Source organism: Streptomyces sp. NPDC014801, from assembly GCF_043082085.1.
Lineage (GTDB): Bacteria > Actinomycetota > Actinomycetes > Streptomycetales > Streptomycetaceae > Streptomyces.
The window spans coordinates 157,205-169,923 of record NZ_JBIBXG010000015.1 but is presented as its reverse complement, the minus strand read 5'-3'; the positions used below and the strand labels follow the sequence as shown (position 1 = coordinate 169,923).

17 protein-coding genes and 1 tRNA gene are annotated in these 12,719 nt (G+C 72.5%); 15 read left to right on the top strand and 3 right to left on the bottom strand.

All coding sequences use genetic code 11. From position 1 onward, the window contains the following. Positions 1 to 78 precede the first annotated feature (78 nt). The 4 genes from ACF1AL_RS33310 (at position 79) to ACF1AL_RS33295 (ending at position 2,343) form a co-directional block, all read left to right on the top strand. Complete coding sequence (locus tag ACF1AL_RS33310) at positions 79 to 804, top strand: siderophore-interacting protein (protein ID WP_391828474.1); 726 nt, start codon at positions 79 to 81, stop codon at positions 802 to 804. 278 nt (positions 805 to 1,082) lie between these two features. Next, positions 1,083 to 1,694 carry an HhH-GPD-type base excision DNA repair protein gene (locus ACF1AL_RS33305; protein ID WP_391828472.1) on the top strand — a complete coding sequence of 204 codons (612 nt, stop codon included), beginning with the start codon at positions 1,083 to 1,085 and terminating at the stop codon, positions 1,692 to 1,694. 89 nt (positions 1,695 to 1,783) lie between these two features. Next, on the top strand, positions 1,784 to 2,137 hold the full coding sequence (locus ACF1AL_RS33300) for a hypothetical protein (protein WP_391828470.1): 354 nt from the start codon (positions 1,784 to 1,786) through the stop codon (positions 2,135 to 2,137). Between the two features lie 74 nt (positions 2,138 to 2,211). After that, positions 2,212 to 2,343, top strand: a complete 132-nt coding sequence (locus ACF1AL_RS33295) for a hypothetical protein (protein ID WP_366835080.1) — start codon at positions 2,212 to 2,214, stop codon at positions 2,341 to 2,343. A gap of 18 nt (positions 2,344 to 2,361) precedes the next feature. On the opposite strand, the gene ACF1AL_RS33290 is transcribed toward ACF1AL_RS33295, so the two are convergent. Further along, positions 2,362 to 4,023 (bottom strand): helicase HerA-like domain-containing protein, encoded by a 1,662-nt coding sequence (locus ACF1AL_RS33290; RefSeq protein WP_391828468.1) that lies wholly within the window; start codon positions 4,021 to 4,023, stop codon positions 2,362 to 2,364. Between the two features lie 107 nt (positions 4,024 to 4,130). Between ACF1AL_RS33290 and ACF1AL_RS33285 the strand changes: the two genes are divergently transcribed. Further along, positions 4,131 to 4,427: a type II toxin-antitoxin system VapB family antitoxin gene (locus ACF1AL_RS33285; RefSeq protein ID WP_004943146.1), complete on the top strand. Its 297-nt coding sequence runs from the start codon at positions 4,131 to 4,133 to the stop codon at positions 4,425 to 4,427. Between the two features lie 248 nt (positions 4,428 to 4,675). Further along, a complete protein-coding gene (locus ACF1AL_RS33280; protein ID WP_391828529.1) occupies positions 4,676 to 5,287 on the top strand; it encodes a LytR C-terminal domain-containing protein in 612 nt (203 codons plus the stop codon). Between the two features lie 153 nt (positions 5,288 to 5,440). On the opposite strand, the gene upp is transcribed toward ACF1AL_RS33280, so the two are convergent. Next, the gene (gene upp / locus ACF1AL_RS33275; RefSeq protein ID WP_384213531.1) at positions 5,441 to 6,076 is read right to left on the bottom strand and encodes a uracil phosphoribosyltransferase; all 636 of its coding nucleotides are present in this window, start codon (positions 6,074 to 6,076) and stop codon (positions 5,441 to 5,443) included. Between the two features lie 163 nt (positions 6,077 to 6,239). Between upp and ACF1AL_RS33270 the strand changes: the two genes are divergently transcribed. From ACF1AL_RS33270 to ACF1AL_RS33235, 8 genes are all read left to right on the top strand, one after another. Further along, entirely contained in the window at positions 6,240 to 6,440 is a 201-nt protein-coding gene (locus ACF1AL_RS33270) for a hypothetical protein (RefSeq protein ID WP_366835425.1), read from the top strand. 520 nt (positions 6,441 to 6,960) lie between these two features. Continuing rightward, positions 6,961 to 7,488 (top strand): hypothetical protein, encoded by a 528-nt coding sequence (locus ACF1AL_RS33265; RefSeq protein ID WP_366835426.1) that lies wholly within the window; start codon positions 6,961 to 6,963, stop codon positions 7,486 to 7,488. A 59-nt stretch (positions 7,489 to 7,547) separates the two neighbouring features. Beyond that, positions 7,548 to 7,979, top strand: coding sequence for a tRNA adenosine(34) deaminase TadA (tadA, locus tag ACF1AL_RS33260; RefSeq protein ID WP_391702370.1), 432 nt, complete (start codon positions 7,548 to 7,550; stop codon positions 7,977 to 7,979). A 56-nt stretch (positions 7,980 to 8,035) separates the two neighbouring features. Then, positions 8,036 to 8,120 (top strand) — tRNA-Ser (locus tag ACF1AL_RS33255). Positions 8,121 to 8,333: 213 nt separating this feature from the next. Beyond that, the gene (locus tag ACF1AL_RS33250; RefSeq protein WP_366835085.1) at positions 8,334 to 8,513 is read left to right on the top strand and encodes a hypothetical protein; all 180 of its coding nucleotides are present in this window, start codon (positions 8,334 to 8,336) and stop codon (positions 8,511 to 8,513) included. Positions 8,514 to 8,529: 16 nt separating this feature from the next. Then, a complete protein-coding gene (locus tag ACF1AL_RS33245; protein WP_366835086.1) occupies positions 8,530 to 8,823 on the top strand; it encodes a Dabb family protein in 294 nt (97 codons plus the stop codon). Between the two features lie 190 nt (positions 8,824 to 9,013). After that, the gene (locus ACF1AL_RS33240) at positions 9,014 to 9,832 is read left to right on the top strand and encodes an RNA polymerase sigma factor SigF (RefSeq protein WP_384213564.1); all 819 of its coding nucleotides are present in this window, start codon (positions 9,014 to 9,016) and stop codon (positions 9,830 to 9,832) included. A gap of 633 nt (positions 9,833 to 10,465) precedes the next feature. After that, positions 10,466 to 11,383 (top strand): RNA polymerase sigma factor SigF, encoded by a 918-nt coding sequence (locus ACF1AL_RS33235; protein ID WP_384213538.1) that lies wholly within the window; start codon positions 10,466 to 10,468, stop codon positions 11,381 to 11,383. A gap of 333 nt (positions 11,384 to 11,716) precedes the next feature. Here ACF1AL_RS33235 and ACF1AL_RS33230 read toward each other — a convergent pair whose 3' ends face one another. Further along, on the bottom strand, positions 11,717 to 11,920 hold the full coding sequence (locus ACF1AL_RS33230) for a hypothetical protein (RefSeq protein ID WP_391702367.1): 204 nt from the start codon (positions 11,918 to 11,920) through the stop codon (positions 11,717 to 11,719). Between the two features lie 295 nt (positions 11,921 to 12,215). Between ACF1AL_RS33230 and ACF1AL_RS33225 the strand changes: the two genes are divergently transcribed. Then, positions 12,216 to 12,713 carry a MarR family winged helix-turn-helix transcriptional regulator gene (locus ACF1AL_RS33225; protein ID WP_384213541.1) on the top strand — a complete coding sequence of 166 codons (498 nt, stop codon included), beginning with the start codon at positions 12,216 to 12,218 and terminating at the stop codon, positions 12,711 to 12,713. Positions 12,714 to 12,719: the final 6 nt, after the last annotated feature.

Genomic DNA, 12,719 nt, shown 5'->3' with positions numbered 1-12,719 from the left:
CTCGGCTCGATCAACATTAGGTTAGGCTCACCTAACACTTTGCGTGCGGGGATCGTACGCGAACCGTGAAGGAGCGGCATGGGGCAGGGTCACGGCTGGCAGGGCACGGTGCTGAAACTGCTGCGGGCGAGGGACTTCACCTGCACGGTGACGGCGGCCGAGGACGTCACGGACACGTACCGGCGGCTCCGCCTCACCGACGGGGGCATGCTCGCGGCGACCGGAGTCCACCCGACCATGTGGGTGCGCCTGTGGTTCGACAACGGGGGCAAGCCGCACCAGCGGGCGTACACGCTGGTCGACCCGGACCCGCAGGCCGGCACCTTCGGCCTGGAGTTCGCGCTGCACGAGGGGTGCGCGAGCGACTGGGCGCGGGCGGCCGCGCCGGGCGACACGGTGGAGGCCACCGTCCACGGCACCGGCTTCGACGCGCCCGCCCCGCCGCCGTCCCGCCTCGTCGCGATCGGCGACCCCGCGTCGCTGCCGGCGATCAACTCCCTCCTGGCCGCGTTCCCGCAGACACCGGCGACGGTGTTCTTCGAGGGGGCACTGACCGGGCTTCCGTTCGGCGCCCGGCGGGGGGACGGCGGTTCCCCTCACAGGGACGTGCGGGAGATACCCCGGGTGGACGGCGGGGCGCTGCTGGCGGAGCGCGTGCGGGCCGAACTCCCCGCGCTGCTCGACGAGGACGTCTTCGTGTGGATCGCCTGCGAAGCGGCGACGACGCGGGCGCTGTCCGCGTACGTCCGCAAGGAGCTGGCGGTGCCCAGGCAGCGGGTGCACGCGCTGGGGTACTGGCGCTGAGCGTGCCCGCGCCCGTGCCCGGCGACAAGGCGACCGGTCTCCGGCCACGCGCCCGGCGACAAGGCGACCGGTCTCCGGCCACGCGCCCGGCCTCGCGCCACCTCGCCACCCCGGACCCCCGCCCGGCGGCTTCGCGCCCCGCGCCCGGCGCCCCCGCAACCCGCGCCCGGCGGCTTCGCGCCCCGCGCCCGGCGCCCCCGCACCCCCGTCCCGCGGCCACGCGCCCCCGTCCCCGCCGGCCGGCACCCCTCGGCGCGCACGGCGCACGTGGGCGCGGGATGATCGGAGGCATGGACGTCGTCACCCTGCATCTCGCCCAGGACGCCGAGGCCGACGCACTGCTCGGCCGGTCGCCGCTCGCCGCGCTGGTGGGGATGCTGCTGGACCAGCAGATCCCGATGGAGTGGGCGTTCAAGGGCCCCCGCACCATCGCGGACCGTCTCGGCGCCGACGACCTCGACGCCCACGACATCGCCGCCACCGACCCGGACGCCTTCGCCGCCGTGCTCTCCGAGAAGCCGGCCGTGCACCGCTACCCCGGCTCGATGGCCAAGCGCATCCAGCAGCTCTGCCAGTACCTCGTCGACCACTACGACGGCAACGCCGAGCTCGTCTGGAAGGGCGTCGACGACGGCCGCGAACTGCTGCGCCGCCTCCAGGAACTCCCCGGCTTCGGCCGGCAGAAGGCACAGATCTTCCTGGCCCTGCTGGGCAAGCAGTTCGGCGTACGCCCCGAGGGCTGGCGCGAGGCCGCCGGCGCGTACGGCGAGTCGCAGTGCTTCCGGTCGGTCGCCGACATCACCGGCCCGGAGTCGCTGGCCAAGGTGCGCGCCCACAAGCAGGAGATGAAGGCCGCCGCCAAGGCCGCCAAGGCGAACGCCAAGAACTGACGGCCGGGCCGTGGCCGTAGTCCGTGCGGGCGGTTCTCGCCCGGGCGGCGCAGGCCGGACCCCCTTCCCCGGGGAGATCTCTCCCCGAGATGAACGGCACCGCACGAGTCCCCACCCGCCCTCACCCCCGGCCGCACGGCCGGGTGGCCTGGCTGCGGGTGCTCGTGCTGCTGCTCGCCCTGCTCGTCCCCGGCGAGGCCTGCGCGGTCGCGGCCCTGCCCGCCTCCGTGCCCGCCGCCGCGGCGACCGCCGAGCACGACGTCACCGACACCGCCGTACGACTGCCCGGGCAGGGCGCGCAGCGGGCGGCGGTACCGCCGCGCCCGGCGCGCGTGCCCGGCGCCCCGGTGCCGCAGCGGCCCGGCGGCGCCGGTGAACAGGCGGCCTCCCCGGCGCCGTACACCGCTCTGTGCGCCCTGCGCTCCGTGGTGCTCCGCTGCTGACCGACCCGGCTTCCGCCCCACCGGTCCGTCCGTCAGTCAGTCAGCGCACACCGTCACACGCAAGGAGCACAGCCATGCCCACGGACCCCTACGCGGTCCTGCGCGCCCTGGTGCGTGCCGAGGCCGCGCGCAGCGCGCCGAAGCAGGACACCGCGCGGACACCGCGCCCGCAGCAGCCCCCGGCGCAGGAGAAGAGGGACCGCTGACGCACCCGGCGGGGGTGGCTACCGCCTCCGCCGGGCCGTGCCGAAGAGGGAGCGGGTGATCTCGCGGCCGAGCTGGGTGCCGACGGACCGGGCCAGCGACTTGAACATCCCGCTGCCCACCACCTGTTCCAGCACCGACGACTCCTCCGCGCCGGCCTCCCGCCGGTCCTCCCGCCGGTCCCGCGCACCGGTCTTCCGCCGAGTCCGCTCGCCGCCGTCCTCGTCGCGGCCGCGCTCGCCGGCTTCTCTTTCGCCGTCCCGCTCGCGGGTGGCCTCCGACGGCTGCTGCGACGCCGCCTCCGTCAGCTTCTCGTAGGCCGACTCGCGGTCCACAGCCTGTGCATAGCGCCCGTACAGCGGCGACGACGTCACCGCCCGGTCCAGCGCGGCCGTCTCGAAGGGGGCCATCAGCGACTGGGGCGCCCGCAGCCGTGTCGCCGCGACCGGCGTGGGCGCGCCCTTCTCGCTCAGGACGGTCACCACGGCCTCGCCGGTGCCCAGCCCGGTGAGCAGTTCCTCCAGGTCGTAGGCGGATTCCGGGAAGGTCTGCACGGTCGCCTTCAGCGCCTTGTGGTCCTCGGGGGTGAAGGCCCGCAGGGCGTGCTGGACGCGGTTGCCGAGCTGGGCGAGGACGTCGGACGGTACGTCCTTCGGGGTCTGCGTCACGAAGAAGACGCCGACTCCTTTCGAGCGAATCAGCCGCACCGTCTGCGTGATCGACTCCAGGAACGCCTTCGAGGCGTCGTGGAACAGCAGATGCGCCTCGTCGAAGAAGAACACCAGCTTCGGCCGGTCCGCGTCCCCGAGCTCCGGCAGGTCGTGGAAGAGATCGGCGAGCAGCCACATCAGGAAGGTGGAGAACAGCTGCGGCTTGTCCTGTACGGCGGGCAGCTCCAGCACGGAGACGACGCCCCGCCCGTCGGCGGCCGTCCGCAGCAGCTCGGCGGTGTCGAACTCGGGCTCCCCGAAGAAGTCCGCCATCCCCTGCGCCTCGAACGCGGTCAGGGAACGCAGGATCACCCCGGCGGTGGCCGTGGACAGCCCGCCGAGGTTCCTCAGCTCCGCCTTGCCCTCGTCGGAGGTCAGGAAGGCGACGACCGCGCGCAGGTCCTTGAGGTCGACCAGCTCCAGGCCCTTGGTGTCGGCGTAGTGGAAGATCAGGCCGAGGGACTGCTCCTGGGTCTGGTTCAGCCGGAGCACCTTCGACAGCAGCACCGGGCCGAAGCTGGTGACGGTGGCCCGTACCGGGATGCCGTGGCCCTGGCCGCCGAGCGCGTAGAACTCCGCGGGGAAGCCCGTCGCCGTCCACTGCTGGCGGACCTCGGCGGCGCGGGAGCGGACCTTGTCGCCGGCCAGGCCGGGCGCGGCGATGCCGGACAGGTCGCCCTTGATGTCGGCGAGGAAGACGGGCACGCCCTGCGCGGAGAGCTGTTCGGCGATCAGCTGCAGCGTCTTGGTCTTGCCGGTGCCGGTCGCCCCGGCGACCAGGCCGTGCCGGTTGAGCACGGACAGCGGGATGCGCACCGGCGCGTCGGGCCGGCAGGCGCCGTCCCACAGCAGGGCGCCGAGGTCGAGCGCGGGCCCGGTGAACGCGTAACCGGCGGCGATCCTCGCGACCTCGGCGGAGGTGTCCGAAGGGGTGTTCCCGTGGTCCGCGCGGGCCTCGTCGCTGGTGCTCATCGGCCGACCCCTCGTTTCCTTTTCGCCCCGCTATGCAACATCTTTTCCAGCGTCGCACTCCGTCTCCATGGCTGCGCCCGGAACGCCAGGACCGGTAGGCTTTCCGTGTGATCTTCAAGCGCATCGGAAACGGCCGGCCGTACCCCGACCACGGCCGGGAAAGCACCCGGCAGTGGGCGGACGTCGCGCCGCGCCCGGTCCGCCTCGATCAGCTGGTGACCACCAAGCAGCAGCTCGACCTGGAGACCCTGCTCGCCGAGGACTCGACGTTCTACGGCGACCTCTTCGCGCACGTCGTGAAGTGGCAGGGCGACCTGTACCTGGAGGACGGTCTGCACCGCGCGGTCCGGGCCGCGCTCCAGCAGCGCCAAGTGCTGCACGCGCGCGTCCTCGAACTGGACTGACGCGGGTCCGGGGACCGGGCCGGCTCAGGTCCTGCGACCGGACCGACTCCGGTCGGGCGACGGGGCTGACGCGGCTCCGGTCACCTGAGCGGCAGGCGCCCGCGTGGGGCATCGGCCCGGCGGACGGGCCTCGTCCGGTTACGGTTTGGCCCTTTCGGGTTCTCTGGGCGGGATCGAATGATCATCTAGTAGGAATCACCGCCCGGGCGCACTACGCTGCGCCCATGAGCATGCTGACTCCCCCCGGCATGGGCGGTAAGTACCGGATCACGGGGGACAAGTACCCGCGCATGCGCCCGCCCCGCCGCCGCGGCCGGCTCGTGTTCCTCACCGTCGCCTGCGTCGCCGTGCTCGGGCTGATCGGCTGGGGCACCCTGCAGCTCATCGACGTCTTCACCGGGGGCGGCAAGAAGGCCACCGCGGCCGCCGGCAAAGCGGACTGCGGGCCGAAGGCGAGCGCCTCGCCCGGCACCCTCTCCGCGCTGCCGGCACCCGCGCAGATCACCGTCAACGTGTTCAACGCGACGCCCCGCAGCGGACTCGCCAAGCAGACCGCCGACGAACTGAAGAAGCGCGGCTTCCGCATCGGCGCCGTGGGCAACGCGACGAAGGCCTACGACAAGAAGGTCGCCGGCACCGCCGTGCTGCTCGGCCCGGCGTCCTCCCTCAACAGCTCGCTCCCGGTGCTGGCCACGCAGCTCACCGGCGCCGAGCGCCGCACGGACGTCGCCCGCAAGGGTCCCGAGGTCGACCTGATCCTCGGCAACGCCTTCAAGTCCCTGGACCCGAAGCCGGCCGCCGACCAGGCCCTGACCAAGCTGACCCACCCGGCGCCGGCGACGGCGAAGAAGGGCTGCTGACGCCTCCGGCGGCCGTCGGGCGAGCGACGGGCACGCCGCCGGGAAGCCGCCCGCGCCACCGCACCGGGGCATCGCTCCCGACGGAAAGCCGCCTGCGGCCCGGGGTGCCCCGGCCGCAGGTGGCCTGGGTGGCCGGGGGCGTCCCCCTTGTTCCTACTCCGCCGCCCCGTACAGGCGGTCGCCCGCGTCGCCGAGGCCCGGGATGATGTAGCCGTGTTCGTTGAGGTGGTCGTCGACCGCGGCCGTGACCACCGTGACCGGGGTGCCGGCCAGCTCGCGCTCCATGACCTCGACGCCCTCGGGCGCCGCCAGCAGCACGACGGCCGTCACGTCGTCCGCGCCGCGCTCGATCAGCTCACGGATCGCGGCGACCAGCGTGCCGCCCGTGGCCAGCATCGGGTCCAGGACGTAGACCTGGCGGCCGGAGAGGTCCTCCGGCATGCGGGTGGCGTAGGTCGAGGCCTGCAGCGTCTCCTCGTTGCGGATCATGCCGAGGAAGCCGACCTCGGCCGTCGGCAGCAGCCGCATCATGCCGTCGAGCATGCCGAGACCGGCGCGCAGGATCGGCACCACCAGCGGACGCGGCCGCGCCAGCTTGACGCCGGTGGTCCGGGCCACGGGGGTCTGGATGTCGACCGCCTCGGTGCGCACGTCCCGGGTCGCCTCGTAGGCGAGCAGGGTGACCAGCTCGTCGGCGAGCCGACGGAAGGTCGGGGAGTCGGTGCGCTGGTCGCGCAGCGTGGTGAGCTTGTGGGCGACCAAGGGGTGGTCGACGACATGGAGACGCATGTCCACAACAGTAACCGGGCGCGTCACCCCCGGCGTCCGCACGCTGCGTGAGCCTTTGCGGATCGTTTTCTTCCGTCTGCTGGCATCGGACCGCCCGGCCGGGGGAAGGTGGTGGGGACGGACCGGGGGTGGTGTTCCCATGGCTGACCTGTCTGATCGCGAGATGTCCGGCCGCGCGTCCTCGGAGGAGCGCGACCCGCTGGAGCGGGCCTCCCCCGAGAGCGACGCCGAGCGGCGGCGCCGGCGCGCCCAGTTCCTGCGCGAACTGACCGAGGCGCGCGAGCTGCGCGCCCGGGTGCAGCCCCGCCGCGCCAAGGCGGCCCGGCTGCGCCACGCGATGCGCATGCGCACCTTCCGCTGGTGACGCCGCGCGAGGACGGTCCACGGAAGGACCGGCGGGCCGTACGAGCGAGACACGGCGGCCCGGATGCACGGAAAACCGCTGACCGGACGCGGAAGTGACCGCGGACCGGGCGCGGAGGAAACCGCGGCCGGACACGCTGAGAACCGCGGACCGGACACGGAGACAACCGCGGCCGGACACGCTGAGAACCGCGGACCGGATGCGGCGGGATGCGGGGGCCGGACGCGGGAAGATCCGCGGGCCGTACGGGCGTTGCCCGGGGTGGGCGTGCGGGGGACGTGGGGAATCCCGCGTACGATCCGCAGATGGCGGCAACGAGTGTGCTGGTGAGTCCCGAGGGACATGCCCGTGGACCCACGTGCAAAACTGCCGGACACAGGGAGCCGAAGACGTCCCCTGAACGCCTTGTTTCTGCCACGATTCCGAGTGGGTGGGGCTCGGAGCCCGAGCTTCTCCCCGTCCGTAACCTCCGCCGGGGGGACCCCCGACCGGCACACCTATGACCAGTGGGAGAGTCACGGTGTACTTCGCCGCACTGCTCGCGCGCACCGAAGACGGGTGGGAAGCGAGCGACACAGAGCTCGACGATGTGGAGACCCTGTCGGATCTGGCCGACCTGGCCCGGGAAGCCGCTCCCGACGAGGACACGGTGCTCGTCCTGATCGAGCAGGAGGACGCCTGGTTCGGCGTCGTCCGGGTGGACGGCGAGGAGGACCCGCGGGTGTTCGTCTCGAACGCCGCCGTCGCCTCCCGCAGCTCCTACGGCGAGCTGCTGCTCACCGACGAACTGCTGGGCCGGGAGCCGGGTGACGACCCCGACCTGGACGCGCTCGACCTGGACGGCACCGAGGACGGCGAACCCGAGGACGACGGGGACACCGCCGAGGCCGGCGGCGCCGACGCGCTGCCCAACGGCCCGGTGGGCGACTCCGCCCTCCTGGACGACCTGGGCGTCAGCGGCAAGGAGCTGCTGGCCCTGGACGGCGACGCGCTGACGGAGATCGCCGACGCCCTGGGCGCCTCGGAAATGCTGGAGGCCGTGCGCTGACCGTCCCGAACGACACCGCGCCGACCCCGGACCCGGTCCGCGACCGCTGGCGGGCCCCGATGCGGCTCGCCCTGGCTCAGGCGGAGCGGGCCGCCCGAGGCGGCGACGTCCCCGTCGGGGCGCTGGTGCTGGCGCCCGACGGCACGAGCGTGCTCGCGACCGGGCACAACGAGCGCGAGGTCACCGGCGACCCGACCGGGCACGCGGAGATCCTCGCGATCCGGCGCGCCGCCGAGCGGCTCGGCGAGTGGCGGCTGACCGGCTGCACGCTCGTCGTGACGCTGGAGCCGTGCACGATGTGCGCGGGCGCGATCGTCCAGTCCCGGGTGGACCGCGTGGTCTACGGCGCCCGGGACGACAAGGCGGGCGCGGCCGGCTCGCTGTGGGACGTGATCCGCGACCGGCGGCTCAACCACCGGCCCGAGGTGATCGAGGGCGTGCTCGCGGCCGAGTGCGCGCAGCAGCTCACGGACTTCTTCCGCGGGCGCTGAACGGGCCCCGGATATCGATTTCGGCGCACGGGCCCCCGTGCTGTAAGGTCTCCCTCGGTAGCGTGTCCGAGCGGCCGAAGGAGCTCGCCTCGAAAGCGAGTGTGGCGCAAGTCACCGAGGGTTCAAATCCCTCCGCTACCGCTGACAACACCCCCTGACCGCGGGAACGCGGGCCAGGGGGTGTTCTGCGTCATGACGTCCCGTAGCCGTCGCGCGTCCGCGACCGTGGGCATGATCACCTTCGCGGCAAAGGGTCTCACCGCGTGGGCCGTTGGTCCTCAAATAGGACCGGTCGTTACACTCACGGCCGGCAACAGGGGACCCACGAGGCACATCGGTGACAGGGAGGCCGCGATGGCGGTGAACGCGAAGAAGATCGCCGTCTATGCGCTCGTGGTCTTCGTGCTGTACGTGATCATCACGGACCCGGCCAAGGCCGCGGACTACGTGCAGATAGGGTTCGAGGGCATATCGGACGCCGCCAAGGCCATCGGTGACTTCATGACGTGGGTCGCCCATGGCGGCAAGGGCTGACCCCCGGGAGTACCCCATGATCCGCCACCTGGTTCTCTTCAAGCTCAACGAGGGTGTCGAGCGCGACGACCCGCGGGTCGTGAAGGGCGTCGAGGCCTTCGAGGCGCTCGACGGCAAGATCGACGAGATCCGCTTCTGGGAGCTCGGCTGGAACCTCAGCGACCGGCCCATCGCGTACGACTTCGCGATCAACTCGGGCTTCGAGGACGCCGAGGCGCTGCGCCGGTACGTCGAGCACCCCGAGCACCAGGCGGGCGTGGCCCTGTGGCGGGAGTTCGCCACGTGGGTGATCGCCGACTACGCGTACTGAGCCGCCCGGCGCGCGTGCCGACAGCCCCGCACCCTCACGGGTGTGGGGTTTTTGTTGTTTTCTGCACCATCTCTTACCCCAACACGTAGATATGCGGTGCTTGCACACAGTGGACATGTCTTGTGATGCTATGACCGCTTTTGACGGATGAGTTGACGGATGCGTGACGGATGAAGAGGTGGAGTTGACCGTGCCGGCCAGTACTGCGCCTCAAGCACCGCCCCAGGGCGCCGCCCCCCGCCGTAGCAGGGGCGCCGACACCCGGGCGCTCACCCAGGTGCTCTTCGCGCAGCTGAAGGAGCTCACGCCGGGCACGCCGGAGCACAACCGGGTGCGGGGGGCGCTCATCGAGGCCAACCTCCCGCTCGTGCGCTACGCCGCCGCGCGCTTCCGCTCCCGCAACGAGCCGATGGAGGACGTCGTCCAGGTCGGCACCATCGGGCTGATCAACGCCATCGACCGCTTCGACCCGGACCGGGGCGTGCAGTTCCCGACCTTCGCGATGCCCACGGTCGTCGGGGAGATCAAGCGGTACTTCCGCGACAACGTCCGCACCGTCCACGTGCCCCGCCGACTGCACGAGCTCTGGGTGCAGGTCAACAGCGCCACCGAGGACCTGACCACCGCCTTCGGGCGCACCCCCTCCACCGCCGAGATCGCCGAGCGGCTGCGGATCAGCGAGGAGGAGGTGCTGTCCTGCATCGAGGCCGGGCGGTCGTACCACGCGACCTCGCTGGAGGCCGCGCAGGAGGGCGACGGGCTGCCGGGCCTGCTCGACCGGCTCGGCTACGAGGACCCGGCCCTGGACGGCGTCGAGCACCGGGACCTGGTGCGCCACCTGCTGGTCCAGCTGCCGGAGCGCGAGCAGCGCATCCTGCTGCTGCGGTACTACAGCAACCTCACCCAGTCCCAGATCAGCGCCGAGCTCGGCGTCTCCCAGATGCACGTCTCCCGCCTGCTGGCCCGCAGCTTCCAGCGCCTCCGCTCAGCCAACAAGATCGACGCGTAACCGCTCCGCGGGGGGGGGTGCGCTTGGGGGACGTAGAGCGTCAGGGCGTGGTGCGGGGGCGCGGGGGTGCCATAAGGCGAGGGGTGGGTGAGCACCTGCGCAGCCCTGGCCACCCCGATCCCGCCTAGTCCCCCGAGCGCCCCGGCCTCTACACGCGGCCGCCCGCCTCTCCCGCCCTCGCAAGCGCAGGAGGTCGGTCCGCCCGGCCCCCTGCGCGGCGGAGGCGCGCGGTCCGCGGGGCCGGGGTGTCGTAGCGAGGTGCGCTGGAGCGGGGCGGGAGTGCGTGAGGTCGGGGGAGGGGCGCGGGTGGGGGTTCGGGGCGGGGTGGGGGTGGGTGGGGCACCCGTTTGTGCTACCGGCGCACAACCGAATGCGGGTGCGGATCTTCACCGTGGCGAGCGAATCGCTCATCAGCGCAGATGGCGGTGTTTTCGGGCCGAAAGGCCGTCAGACCCCCTGTTTCCAGGGGCGATTCGCGTCTCGCATGTCGACATGTCACTACAGCGTGTTGCCGACATGTGACATTCTGCGGGAAGCGCGTTTGCCGTGGCTCCGGCTCCGGTATTCAGGTGAAGGCTGCGTTCCTCGCGTGGAGCGTCCGCCGTGACCGTCCCGCGACCCAAAGGGGGTGGCATGTCCGCAGACCAGGGCAGCTCGAAGGTGCTCACGCTCACCAAGGGCGAGACAGCGCCGGAGACGCTCGACGTTCTCGATGACGCCTCGGCCCTCGAGGCCGTGCCGGCCCCCGCCCTGCCGACGGAGCCCGCCGCGGCCCTGCCGGTCTCCGGGGACATCGACACCCGCACGCTGTCCCGTTCCCTGTTCCTGCGGCTCGCCGCCCTCGACGAGAACAGCCCCGAGCGCGCCTACGTCCGGGACACCCTGATCGAGCTCAACCTCCCCCTCGTGCGTTACGCGGCCGCCCGCTTCCGCTCGCGCAACGAGCCGATGGAGGACATCGTCCAGGTCGGCACCATCGGCCTGATCAAGGCGATCGACCGGTTCGACTGCGAACGCGGCGTGGAGTTCCCGACGTTCGCGATGCCGACCGTCGTCGGGGAGATCAAGCGCTTCTTCCGGGACACCTCGTGGTCGGTGCGCGTCCCGCGCCGCCTGCAGGAGCTGCGCCTGGCGCTGACGAAGGCCAGCGACGAGCTCTCCCAGAAGCTCGACCGCTCGCCGACCGTCGCCGAACTCGCCGCCGTCCTGGGCGTGTCGGAGGAGGACGTCGTCGACGGCCTCGCGGTCGGCAACGCCTACACGGCCTCCTCGCTGGACTCCCCGGCCCCCGAGGACGACGGCGGCGAGGGCTCGCTCGCCGACCGGCTCGGCTACGAGGACACGGCCCTGGAGGGCGTGGAGTACCGCGAGTCCCTCAAGCCGCTGCTGGCCAAGCTCCCGCCCCGCGAGCGGCGGATCATCATGCTTCGCTTCTTCGCCAACATGACCCAGTCACAGATCGGCGAGGAGGTCGGCATCTCCCAGATGCACGTCTCCCGCCTCCTCACCCGCACCCTGGCCCAGCTCCGGGACGGGCTCATCTCCGACTGAGGTCGCACACCTCTGACGCAGCGTCAATCCCCGCCGCCCATATACGGCGTGACGCTGCGGCCGACGTCGACACGTGGCCGTCGAGGCGCCCTGACCGGCGCGTCGGCGGCCGTCGTCGTCCAGGCGCGGAGGGACGGTCGCACGCCGGCAAACCGCCGTCGCCGTACGCCGGCTACCCGCCGTCGGCGAGGCCGCCGGCGGCGGTCCCGCCTCAGGCGCCCCACCGGCCCGACCGGCGTCTCGCCTTCCGCACCAGCGCGCCCCGGCGGCGTTCCCCGCCTGCGTCCGCGCCCGCGCGCTACGTCTGCGCCCGCGCCCTACGCCCGCGCGTTCTTACGACAGCGCGAGCCAGGCCACCGCCGCGACGACCACCACGGCGGCGATCACGCCGACGATCAGGCCGATGCGCGGGCCGGAGGACACGGCGGCGGCCCGCTGCTGCTGCCGTCCCTGGGGAGCCTCGTCGACGAACGCGCGGAACATCTGGGTGCTGCCGGCGGGGTCGTAGTTGCCCTGGGGGCCCTGGGTGTTAGCCATGGCCCGAGACACTAGCGAATCCCCCGGTGCGGCCCAAGTGCGGGGCGCCCCACCGCCGTACCCCCCGGCGGACGGTCCGGCGCCCCACCGCCGCAGCCCCCGCGGACGCGGTCACGTCGGCGACCTCCTCGTACCCCGGCCCGCCCCCGCGTCCGCCCCCACCGCTCCCCACCTGCTCGTTTACTTCCGCAATACTTGCCTTTGCCAAGTTTTTGTCCGGGACCCCACCTGTTTATTTGCCTGCGGCAACCAACCAGTCCTATGGTTGCCCTAAGCAACGAACACGGGAGGCGTGATGGCCGCAAAGGCGCAGTACGAGGAGCTGATCCGTCAGTTCAGCGCCTTCGGCGCCGTCAAAAGGGAGCTCGGCAGGATCCTGCCGTCCGACTGCCCGAGTGGCTCGGCCGCCGTACTGACCCTGCTCGGCCGGTACGGGGACATGCGCATGAGCAAGCTCGCGGAGCTGCTCGCCGTCGACATGTCCGTCACCAGCCGCCACGTCGCGCACGTCGCCGAGCGCGGCTGGATCGAGCGCTCCCCCGACCCCGCGGACAAGCGCTCGCGCATCGTGCGGCTCACCGAGGAGGGGAACCGCAAGCTCGACGACATGTCCCGGGCCACCACCCAGCTGCTGGCCGAGCGGCTCGGCGACTGGAGCGACGACGAGGTCGCCCAGCTCACCCGCCTGATGCAGCGCCTGCGGGCCAGCTTCGACGACTGCCGGGCGCCGCTGAGGCCGCCCGCACCGCCGCCCGTGCTCGAGACGACCACCCGTACACCCGCAAGCACGTAAGTAAAG

Excerpts from the sequence above, each read along its gene's own strand:
- ACF1AL_RS33310 (WP_391828474.1), top strand. The coding sequence starts at position 79 with ATGGGGCAGGGTCACGGCTGGCAGGGCACGGTGCTGAAACTGCTGCGG.
- ACF1AL_RS33305 (WP_391828472.1), top strand. The coding sequence starts at position 1,083 with ATGATCGGAGGCATGGACGTCGTCACCCTGCATCTCGCCCAGGACGCC.
- ACF1AL_RS33300 (WP_391828470.1), top strand. The coding sequence starts at position 1,784 with ATGAACGGCACCGCACGAGTCCCCACCCGCCCTCACCCCCGGCCGCAC.
- ACF1AL_RS33295 (WP_366835080.1), top strand. The coding sequence starts at position 2,212 with ATGCCCACGGACCCCTACGCGGTCCTGCGCGCCCTGGTGCGTGCCGAG.
- ACF1AL_RS33290 (WP_391828468.1), bottom strand. The coding sequence starts at position 4,023 with ATGAGCACCAGCGACGAGGCCCGCGCGGACCACGGGAACACCCCTTCG.
- ACF1AL_RS33280 (WP_391828529.1), top strand. The coding sequence starts at position 4,676 with ATGGGCGGTAAGTACCGGATCACGGGGGACAAGTACCCGCGCATGCGC.
- upp (WP_384213531.1), bottom strand. The coding sequence starts at position 6,076 with ATGCGTCTCCATGTCGTCGACCACCCCTTGGTCGCCCACAAGCTCACC.
- ACF1AL_RS33270 (WP_366835425.1), top strand. The coding sequence starts at position 6,240 with ATGTCCGGCCGCGCGTCCTCGGAGGAGCGCGACCCGCTGGAGCGGGCC.
- tadA (WP_391702370.1), top strand. The coding sequence starts at position 7,548 with ATGCGGCTCGCCCTGGCTCAGGCGGAGCGGGCCGCCCGAGGCGGCGAC.
- ACF1AL_RS33250 (WP_366835085.1), top strand. The coding sequence starts at position 8,334 with ATGGCGGTGAACGCGAAGAAGATCGCCGTCTATGCGCTCGTGGTCTTC.
- ACF1AL_RS33245 (WP_366835086.1), top strand. The coding sequence starts at position 8,530 with ATGATCCGCCACCTGGTTCTCTTCAAGCTCAACGAGGGTGTCGAGCGC.
- ACF1AL_RS33235 (WP_384213538.1), top strand. The coding sequence starts at position 10,466 with ATGTCCGCAGACCAGGGCAGCTCGAAGGTGCTCACGCTCACCAAGGGC.
- ACF1AL_RS33230 (WP_391702367.1), bottom strand. The coding sequence starts at position 11,920 with ATGGCTAACACCCAGGGCCCCCAGGGCAACTACGACCCCGCCGGCAGC.
- ACF1AL_RS33225 (WP_384213541.1), top strand. The coding sequence starts at position 12,216 with ATGGCCGCAAAGGCGCAGTACGAGGAGCTGATCCGTCAGTTCAGCGCC.